Source organism: Acetobacter sp. KSO5 (genome assembly GCF_044094635.1).
Taxonomy (GTDB): Bacteria; Pseudomonadota; Alphaproteobacteria; order Acetobacterales; family Acetobacteraceae; genus Acetobacter; species Acetobacter cerevisiae.
The window spans coordinates 2182957-2192500 of the sequence record NZ_CP172014.1 but is presented as its reverse complement, the minus strand read 5'-3'; the positions used below and the strand labels follow the sequence as shown (position 1 = coordinate 2192500).

General features: G+C 57.6%; 7 protein-coding genes, 1 tRNA gene and 2 rRNA genes. 6 read left to right on the top strand and 4 right to left on the bottom strand.

Annotated elements, in window-relative coordinates; genetic code table 11:
- Positions 1 to 21 precede the first annotated feature (21 nt).
- From ACHQGU_RS09835 to ACHQGU_RS09820, 4 genes are all read left to right on the top strand, one after another.
- A 23S ribosomal RNA gene (locus ACHQGU_RS09835) occupies positions 22 to 2763 on the top strand.
- Between the two features lie 120 nt (positions 2764 to 2883).
- A 5S ribosomal RNA gene (gene rrf / locus ACHQGU_RS09830) occupies positions 2884 to 2999 on the top strand.
- Positions 3000 to 3026: 27 nt separating this feature from the next.
- A tRNA-Met gene (locus ACHQGU_RS09825) sits at positions 3027 to 3103 on the top strand.
- Positions 3104 to 3304: 201 nt separating this feature from the next.
- Positions 3305 to 4174 (top strand): hypothetical protein, encoded by an 870-nt coding sequence (locus ACHQGU_RS09820; protein WP_395494918.1) that lies wholly within the window; start codon positions 3305 to 3307, stop codon positions 4172 to 4174.
- A gap of 183 nt (positions 4175 to 4357) precedes the next feature.
- Here ACHQGU_RS09820 and ACHQGU_RS09815 read toward each other — a convergent pair whose 3' ends face one another.
- Genes ACHQGU_RS09815 through pdxA form a run of 3 tightly spaced genes read right to left on the bottom strand, consistent with a single transcriptional unit; the run spans position 4358 to position 6444 of the window.
- A complete protein-coding gene (locus tag ACHQGU_RS09815; protein ID WP_395494917.1) occupies positions 4358 to 4720 on the bottom strand; it encodes a cupin domain-containing protein in 363 nt (120 codons plus the stop codon).
- A 12-nt stretch (positions 4721 to 4732) separates the two neighbouring features.
- Positions 4733 to 5413, bottom strand: a complete 681-nt coding sequence (locus ACHQGU_RS09810; RefSeq protein WP_395494916.1) for a 4-hydroxythreonine-4-phosphate dehydrogenase — start codon at positions 5411 to 5413, stop codon at positions 4733 to 4735.
- Positions 5410 to 6444, bottom strand: coding sequence for a 4-hydroxythreonine-4-phosphate dehydrogenase PdxA (gene pdxA, locus ACHQGU_RS09805; RefSeq protein ID WP_395494915.1), 1035 nt, complete (start codon positions 6442 to 6444; stop codon positions 5410 to 5412). Before pdxA ends, ACHQGU_RS09810 begins: the two co-directional genes overlap by 4 nt.
- A 48-nt stretch (positions 6445 to 6492) precedes the next feature.
- Between pdxA and ACHQGU_RS09800 the strand changes: the two genes are divergently transcribed.
- On the top strand, positions 6493 to 7356 hold the full coding sequence (locus ACHQGU_RS09800; protein WP_395494914.1) for a LysR substrate-binding domain-containing protein: 864 nt from the start codon (positions 6493 to 6495) through the stop codon (positions 7354 to 7356).
- A 171-nt stretch (positions 7357 to 7527) separates the two neighbouring features.
- Here ACHQGU_RS09800 and ACHQGU_RS09795 read toward each other — a convergent pair whose 3' ends face one another.
- Positions 7528 to 8421: a LysR family transcriptional regulator gene (locus tag ACHQGU_RS09795; protein ID WP_395494913.1), complete on the bottom strand. Its 894-nt coding sequence runs from the start codon at positions 8419 to 8421 to the stop codon at positions 7528 to 7530.
- A 102-nt stretch (positions 8422 to 8523) separates the two neighbouring features.
- On the opposite strand from ACHQGU_RS09795, the gene ACHQGU_RS09790 reads away from it, so the two are divergent.
- A complete protein-coding gene (locus tag ACHQGU_RS09790; protein WP_253542210.1) occupies positions 8524 to 9339 on the top strand; it encodes an SDR family NAD(P)-dependent oxidoreductase in 816 nt (271 codons plus the stop codon).
- Positions 9340 to 9544 lie beyond the last annotated feature (205 nt).

The window sequence follows — 9544 nt, the reverse complement described above, 5'->3', positions numbered from 1 at the left end:
GATGGTTTCTGTGCATGGGGCGAGTGAGCGCGATAAGGGCATTCGGTGGATGCCTTGGCACCAGGAGGCGATGAAGGACGTAGCACGCTGCGAAAAGCTACGGGGAGCCGCGAGCAGGCTTTGATCCGTAGATATCCGAATGGGGCAACCCACCCGCAAGGGTATCGTAGTCTGAATACATAGGACTATGAGGCGAACCCGGGGAACTGAAACATCTCAGTACCTGGAGGAAAAGACATCAATTGAGATTCTGCTAGTAGTGGCGAGCGAACGCGGAACAGGCCAGTGGTCTTTGGAAGAGAAGCAGAACACTCTGGAAAGGGTGGCCATAGTGGGTGATAGTCCCGTATGCGTAGCGCTTCTGAAGATCCTTGAGTAGGGCGGGGCACGTGAAACCCTGTCTGAACATGGGGGGACCACCCTCCAAGCCTAAATACTCCCTGGTGACCGATAGTGAACAAGTACCGTGAGGGAAAGGTGAAAAGCACCCCGACGAGGGGAGTGAAATAGACCTGAAACCGAATGCCTACAAGCAGTCGGAGCCTCTTATGGGGTGACGGCGTACCTTTTGTATAATGGGTCAGCGAGTTTCTGTTTGCAGCAAGCTTAAGCCGGTAGGTGTAGGCGTAGCGAAAGCGAGTCTGAATAGGGCGTCTAGTTGCTGGCAGAAGACCCGAAACCGAGTGATCTAGCCATGGCCAGGCTGAAGGTGCGGTAACACGCACTGGAGGGCCGAACCCACGCCTGTTGAAAAAGTCGGGGATGAGCTGTGGCTAGGGGTGAAAGGCCAATCAAACTCGGAAATAGCTGGTTCTCCGCGAAATCTATTGAGGTAGACCGTCAGGAATTTACCCCGGGGGGTAGAGCACTGGATGGGCTAGGGGGGCCCAAAGCCTTACCAAACCTAACCAAACTCCGAATACCCGGAAGTATTAGCCTGGCAGACAGACAGTGGGTGCTAAGGTCCATTGTCGAGAGGGAAACAGCCCAGACCACCAGCTAAGGCCCCTAAATCGTGGCTAAGTGGGAAAGGATGTGGGGATTCCAAAACAACCAGGAGGTTGGCTTAGAAGCAGCCATCCTTTAAAGAAAGCGTAATAGCTCACTGGTCTAATAGAAACCCTGCGCCGAAAATGTAACGGGGCTCAAGCCACGTGCCGAAGCTGTGGGTGCATATCTATGATATGCGCGGTAGCGGAGCGTTCCGTAGGTCTGTGAAGGAAGCGGGGTGACCCCTTCTGGAGATATCGGAAGTGCGAATGCTGACATGAGTAGCGACAAACAGTGCGAGAAACACTGTCGCCGAAAGTCCAAGGGTTCCTGCGCAAGGTTAATCCACGCAGGGTTAGTCGGCCCCTAAGGCGAGGGCGAAAGCCGTAGTCGATGGGAATCAGGTGAATATTCCTGAACCTGCCAGAAGTGACGAATGCAATATGTTGTCAGTCCTTATCGGATTGGACTGGCTTTTGGCGCATTCCAGGAAATAGCTCTGGCATATAGACCGTACCCGAAACCGACACAGGTGGACTGGTAGAGAATACCAAGGCGCTTGAGAGAACGATGCTGAAGGAACTAGGCAAATTACTCGTGTAACTTCGGGATAAGCGAGACCCGTTAGTGGGCAACCATTGGCGGGTGGCACAGACCAGGGGGTAGCGACTGTTTAGTAAAAACACAGGGCTCTGCGAAGTCGAAAGACGACGTATAGGGCCTGACGCCTGCCCGGTGCCGGAAGGTTAAGAGGAGGTGTGAGAGCACTGAATTGAAGCCCCGGTAAACGGCGGCCGTAACTATAACGGTCCTAAGGTAGCGAAATTCCTTGTCGGGTAAGTTCCGACCTGCACGAATGGCGTAACGACTTCCCCGCTGTCTCCAGCATCGGCTCAGCGAAATTGAATTCCCCGTGAAGATGCGGGGTATCCGCGGTCAGACGGAAAGACCCTATGAACCTTTACTGCAGCTTTACAGTGGCATCAGAGACATTCTGTGTAGGATAGGTGGGAGGCTTTGAAGCAGGGGCGCCAGTTCCTGTGGAGCCATCCTTGAAATACCACCCTGAATTTTTCTGATGTCTAACCGCGGTCAGTTAGCCTGATCCGGGACCCTGTATGGTGGGCAGTTTGACTGGGGCGGTCGCCTCCCAAAGTGTAACGGAGGCGCGCGATGGTGGGCTCAGGCCGGTCGGAAACCGGCTGCTGAGTGCAATGGCATAAGCCCGCCTGACTGCGAGAGTGACAGCTCGAGCAGAGACGAAAGTCGGCCATAGTGATCCGGTGGTCCCGCGTGGAAGGGCCATCGCTCAACGGATAAAAGGTACTCTAGGGATAACAGGCTGATCTCCCCCAAGAGTCCACATCGACGGGGAGGTTTGGCACCTCGATGTCGGCTCATCACATCCTGGGGCTGGAGCAGGTCCCAAGGGTTCGGCTGTTCGCCGATTAAAGTGGTACGTGAGCTGGGTTTAGAACGTCGTGAGACAGTTCGGTCCCTATCTGCCGTGGATGTTGGAGATTTGAGAGGATTTGTCCCTAGTACGAGAGGACCGGGATGAACATACCTCTGGTGCACCGGTTGTCGCGCCAGCGGCACCGCCGGGTAGCTAAGTATGGACGGGATAACCGCTGAAAGCATCTAAGCGGGAAACCCACCTCAAAACTAGATCTCCCTGAGAGCCGTGATAGACCATCACGTTGATAGGCCAGGTGTGGAAGCGCAGTAATGCGTGTAGCTAACTGGTCCTAATCGCTCTATAGGCTCACTCTCATACTGTCCCCTTAAAAGGACAGCCCGTGCACAGAAATCATCCATGCACGCGTCACACACAAAAAAATTCTCTCTTTACCAACCGCATCCACACCACCCCACTCAGGGTGGACTGGATGACCTGGTGGCCATGGCGGGGAGTGATCCACCCGATCCCATCCCGAACTCGGCCGTGAAACCCCCCAGCGCCTATGATACTGCGGCTTAAGTCGTGGGAAAGTCGGTCGCCGCCAGGTCTTCCAGTCTACCCTAATCAACACCACCGCGGGGTGGAGCAGCCCGGTAGCTCGTCAGGCTCATAACCTGAAGGCCGCAGGTTCAAATCCTGCCCCCGCAACCACTTCCATCATAATTCACTCACAATCGACGTCTGATCGCCATGAAATGCTGGCTTATCAGACAGTTACACGCGTCTCGACCTTCGAAAGAGGGCCGGGCGATCTCGCGCGTCTTCATCATGCCATGGCCCACTGGGCCGCCTCAACAGGTTTCCATATCCGTTTAGAACGAAATTTGGAAAACCAATGAGGACAATCATATTATGCGCGATGATGCCCTGAGAATGCTGTCACGCCCGGCCCGGGAGGCTTGGCTGACAAGAAATACCAGATATAATTCACAGACCGGAAGTCTTATGGTCTGGAATATCATTACATGGGAATGGTGTCCGGCCACCTCGGAGAATATCATGGAGCTTTGTCCTCTGAGTGTAAGGGGCTTTGGGGATCCGAATGACATCTGGACGGACGTCCGGAGTAAGGCCAGCAGGCGGTCTTATGATCCGCGGCAGCGCGGCGACACTCCCGTACATAATGAGGAAAAACGCAGGGAATGGCTAAGAGAAAGCAGGAGACGAAAATGCCTTCCCGAACGCATTGAAATTTTCAGCGTGATACAAGGCCGGTGGATGGCAGTCACTCAGGAGAACCTGACGGAGCATTACGCCCGCGGCTATTGGGAACCCATCGGGTTGGGTAAAGCATGGGAAGAAATCGAGACCGGGGCGATTGCTGACCCGGAAGCAGAGTTGACCCTTCGTGAGCATGCTGAATTTCTGGCCAAACATTTGTTCGGGACACTGCCCGAAACCCCTGAAACTCCCGATGAGCGTATCTCGATCATCGTAGATGAGTTTGATCCCGCACGGGAAGAGCCGGAGCAGGCACCTCTTCCTTCTCCGCAACTTCCGACATTCGAGGAGCGACTGGACGCCCGGATGCCCGAAGTGCTTGAAATCTGGGCTGCCTCTCAGACAGGCTACATCACCTCACGATTGGTGGTCGAAGATCTGCTTCATTATCAATGGCCATTATCTACGATCCATCAACGGGCACTCGCTCAAGCCATGCGGCAGGCTGGATGGATATCGCACAGAAATGCGACCACGAGATTCTGGATTAAAAACACTTGAGGAAAATATAGCCCTTCTTCGTGAAAATATTCAGTGGGGAAGGGCACTTATGGGGGGGACAGCGGCAGGTCTGCTTTTGGGTTATCCGAGGGTAGAACCGGACATATGTTTGGCTCACTTCTCGCATAGATAATCTTCAGTTTTCTAAGGCAGTCCTGAGACGCTCAGTAGTAGGATTTCAGGTTATAACCGCGACAGCGTATGCACGGTCCGGTCGGTGGTCACATTGCCTGTATTAAGCGTCGTATTCGGCTCCAGTAGAACAACGTGGCATTCGTCACCTAAAGCCTCGGGACAATGCTCGACACCATGCGGAACAATGATGAATTCACCGGCCTCGATGTCAATGTCGCGATCCCGGAAATGCATGCGCAATGTCCCGGCAACGACTAGGAACAGTTCGTCCTCATGCTCGTGATGGTGCCAGTCGAACATTCCCTTGAATTTTGCCAGTTTGATCTGGGATGTGTTGATGTCACCCGCCACACGGGGGCTCCAGTAATCGGAAAATGCCGTGAAAGCCTGAGTCAGGTTTATTTTTTCCATTGGTTTCCTCCGTCAGAATTGTCGAATGATAGTCTGGACGTAGCCGATTTGTTGCGCCAGATCGGGTGATGCAGGAAAAGCGCCGTCGAGCAGAGCTGTGCCGACCGTAAAACCCGCAGCGCCCGCAGAGGCAGTGGCGCGAATACGCGCCGCCCGATCGAGCGAACCCGCTACGATTACAGGCTTGTTCGGTACAGCGGCGCATACTCTCCGGATCAAATCCGGCACGTTTCCCTCGAACCGATAGGCAAGCAAATCCAGTCCATGAACACCGGCCCTCGAGGCGAGATCGACCGCACTGCGTATGATTTCTGTCTCGGTTCCTTCGAGAAGGCTCGGATGCCCACTGATCCGGCCGGGAAAGGGATAATAGCGGATCGTTGTACCTTTAAGCAGTCTTAACGCGTCATCAACATGCGTGCCACCCAGCAGATAATCGACACCGAGGGCTATCCCGGCCTGTATTGAGCGCAGTTCACTGTCGCGATCGAGTGAGACAACTTCCAGATAGATTTTCGCTCCGGCCCCGCGGATGATGCTTGCCAGCGTCTGAAGCGCCGTAAACTGCAGACCAATATCCTTGAACCCGATATGCCGGACGCCTGCCTCCCGAGCAGTTTCAACCAGATCGACTGCGTTTTCCACCGTCCGATCATGGCGGGTCAGCATGAAGATGAACTCGGGTGGGGTCATACTGAGGCTCCATTGGTGAGGCGAAGAGCATAATCGAATGCCGTTTCCAGACTGGACGGATCGGCGATGCCCCGTCCTGCAATATCGAAGGCCGTGCCGTGATCGGGGCTCGTACGCGTGAAGGGTAGACCAAGGGTGATGTTCACACCCTGCGCCAGCCCCATGTATTTGACAGGAATTAGTCCCTGGTCATGATACTGCGCGACGACGACATCGAACCGATCCTCGCGCGCTTGCATGAAGACAGTGTCACCGGGCCAGGGGCCTGATGCGTCAATGCCTTCATTGCGGGCTTGGGCGATGGCCGGACCGACGATACGGTCCTCTTCGTCACCAAATAGGCCACCCTCTCCCGCATGAGGGTTGAGGGCTGCTACGGCGATGCGCGGGCGATCGATACCCAGTGCGCGTGCCCCTGTGTAAGCCAGCCGGATTGCTGCTATCTGGGCGGAAAAATCGGCGCGCAGGATCGCTTCCCTGAGAGAACAGTGGATGGTCACCAGCACGACGCGGATGTCCTCGTTCGCCAGCATCATGGCAACACGCGAGCCACCAGCCTGCTCGGCAAGAATTTCGGTATGGCCGGGATAGTGGAGTCCGGCAGCGGCGAGTGCTTCCTTGTTGATCGGCGCAGTAATGATACCCCGGATTGTCCCCGCTTTCGCCAAATGAGTTGCGGTCACGACTGCCGCATAGGCGGCGCGGCCACTTTCGGCACTGATCTGACCCATAGGGGGCAATTCTACGCATTCCGACGAGACCAGCACATTCAGCACTCTGTCTTCGAACCGAGCTTCGGCCGGCGTCGTGATCCGACTTACCCGCGCCGATGGGGCAAGTGTTGTCAACGTCTGGTGCATCACCAGCGGATCGCCGATGACAATCCAGCGCTTTTGTGCCGGTCGCCGCAAGAACATCCGTGCCACGATCTCGGGGCCGATACCGGCGGGATCTCCCATCGTGACCGCCATTGGCAAAATTGTGTGAAAGGCTTTTTCCATCATTCCAGTGAGAATAACGAAATGGTTCATGAGGAAAACCGATATGAACTGACCTATTCTGGTGATAAAAACTGACCAATGAAGCGTTCTGACATTCCCTCACTGGACGATCTGCGTGCCTTCGCAGCGGTTGTGCGCCTGGGTTCGGTACGGGCGGCAGCAACAGAGCTGGCTTTGACTCATGGGGCTGTCAGCCGTCGGGTGTCCAAGCTGGCTGACGATCTGAAACTCCAGATCCTGGAGCCGGACGGGCGAGGTGTGCGGCCGACCCGTGACGGCGCGCATCTGGCTGAAGCGGCAACCGATGCCCTAAAAGGGATCGCGGCGGCGCTAACCGAGATCCGGTCGTCATCTGATGCCCAGCCGATTGTGCTGTCATGCGAGCGCTCGCTGGCAATGCGCTGGCTGATCCCACGCCTGTCCGATTTTCATGACAATCATCCGGGAATTGATGTGCATCTTTCGACCGGTGGCGGCGCGCTGGATTTCGCACGTGACCGCATTACGCTGGCAATCCGACGCCTTGATTTCCCGCTTGCTCCCAATTGGGCTGTCACCACAATCGAGCAGGAGGCGGTTGGGCCGGTCATGCGTCCTGACATGGCACAGAGGTTCGCAGACGGGGGCTATCTGGCACTCGGGTCGCGCACCCGGCCCGAGGCATGGAAAAACTGGCTGGCGTCCCGGCCCGACATGCCTACACCGCGCGACGTCCGTCTGTACGACCATCATTTCATGATGCTGGAAGCCGCCGCCAATGGTTTGGGGGTTGCTCTGTCGCCCCGTATCATCGCTATGGACGATATCGCGACCGGCCGGCTTGTGGCACCGGCCGGGTTCGACGCGGATGGAACATCTTATGGGCTGATCTGGCCAAGTGGCATGGAAATAACAGACAGCGTCAGCATCCTGGAAAAATGGATCATCAAACAGGTTCCATAACCCTAATGGAGTGGGCTTACCGCAGTTACGCAGTCATAATGTCGCAGTGGGGGGGAGAGCTGACGGGCGGCTTTCGGGCGAACCGATGCCGAAAGGTGCCACAACCAAATGCTCCGCTTTCCGGAAAAACGATCGAGTTTCGAGAATCGACGCCGACGCCTGGCCAACCCTTTATGCGGCCCTGCTTGCTCGAAGCGTCTTCTTGAACAGTTCGAAGGCCATCGTCCCCTGCCGATCGGGGTAATAGAGGTGGTAGCCTGAGAAAGGCTCGCACCACGGCTCCAGCAGGCGGATGAGATGGCCATCGGCTATCGGCGCCGCCACCAGATCCTCCAGAATGTAAAGGATGCCAAACCCCTCAAGGGCGGCCGCCACCAGCAGATCGGCGTCGTTGAACACCGGCCCGCGGCCCGGCGTGACCGTTACCGCACGACCGTCGCGCTCGAACGACCAGGGAGACAGCTCGCCATGCGCGTTGCGGTAGGCGACACAACGATGCGCCGTGAGGTCGGCGGGCTCCATCGGCCTCGGATGGTTGCTTAAATAGCCGGGAGCGGCCACCACCGCGACGCGAAGCGGAGGCCCGACCGCCAGCGCGATCATGTCCTTTTCCAGTCGCTCGCCGAGCCGGATGCCCGCATCGTAGCGGCCCGCCACGACGTCGGTCATCCCGTTCTCCACGCACACCTCCACCTCGATGCCGGGGTGCAGACGCATGAAGGTCGGGAGCATCGGCCACAGCACGGTGTCCGCGGCGTGTTTGCCCGTCGTGATCCGGACGGTGCCGATCGCTGCACCGCGTGTCTGCGACAGCGTCTCGATCTCGTCGTCCAACTCGGCCAGTGCTGGCGAGAGGGTGGCGAGCAGACGCTCGCCGGCCGCGGTCGGGGCGACGCTGCGTGTCGTGCGGGAGAGCAGGCGAAAACCGAGTTGGCCCTCCAGCCGCTTCATGGTTTGGCTCAACGACGACTGCGTAACGCCGAGCCGCCTCGCGGCACGCGTGAAGCTGCGGTCGGAGGCGATCGCGGCGAAGACGGCGAGGTCGCCAAGCTGATCCGGACGCATTGATAATCTCTGCTACTGGGGTCCATTATTAATTAGACGCTTATCTCGATCCATTAACATGACTACTTAGACAGCAACAGTGGAAGAAACGAGGAGCAGGCGATGGGCAAGATCTGGCTGGTGACGGGTGCAAGCCGGGGGCTTGGACTCGAGATCACGCGCGCGGCGCTCGATGCGGGCGAAACGGTAGTGGCAACTGCGCGGTCCGCCGACGCCGTGCGCGATGCCTTCGAGGGCGAACACGATCGCCTGCACGTCCTTGCACTCGATATCACCGACGCTGAAGCCGCGAACTCCGTCGCTGCCGAGACCATCGAACGCTTGGGTGCGATCGACGTGCTGGTCAACAACGCTGGCTATGCCGAACTGGGTTTCTTCGAGACCTTCACCGATGCCGCGGTGCGGCGTCAGTTCGAGGTCAACCTGTTCGGCACGATGAACGTGGCCCGCGCGGTCGCTCCCCACATGCGTGAGCGTCGCTCAGGCCTCATCGTCACCATCTCCTCGGTCAGCGGGCTGGTCTCCAACAGCGGGGGGGCGGTCTACTCCGCGTCGAAGTTCGCGGTCGAGGGATGGATGGAGGGCTTTGCGCAGGAATTGGCACCGTTGGGCGTCCGCTCGCTCCTGGTCGAGCCGGGGATGCTGCGCACAGATTTCATGGATGGCAAGTCGGCGAGCTTCGGCAGCATCGACATTCCAGATTATGCCGAGGCGATCGCGCAGTATCGCGCGTTCGTGGACGAGGCTAGCGGCAACCAGCCGGGCGATCCGAAGCTGCTCGCCGCGCGGATCCTGGAGCTTGCTTCCCAGGACGAGGTGCCATCGCGGTTCGTGTTCGGCGCCGACGCCCGGGAGTGGGTCGGTGCTAAAGTCGACCAGTTGCGACAGGAGATCGCCCAGTCCGCCGATTACGGCTGACACGAGAAAACAAAGGCACGGGCCAGGGGAGGTTATTACTTGGCGCCAGCAGTGACCCTCGGGCGCTTCCAAGAACGAATGCAAAGCCCGAAATGCGCGGGCAAGGCCTGCCAGGCACAGTCCGGGCTAAGCTTTCCAGGCAGATGGGGGAAATGAGAAAAGTGCTTTGTGTCCAGACGGCCGGTTTCGGGACGTCCGGTGAGAC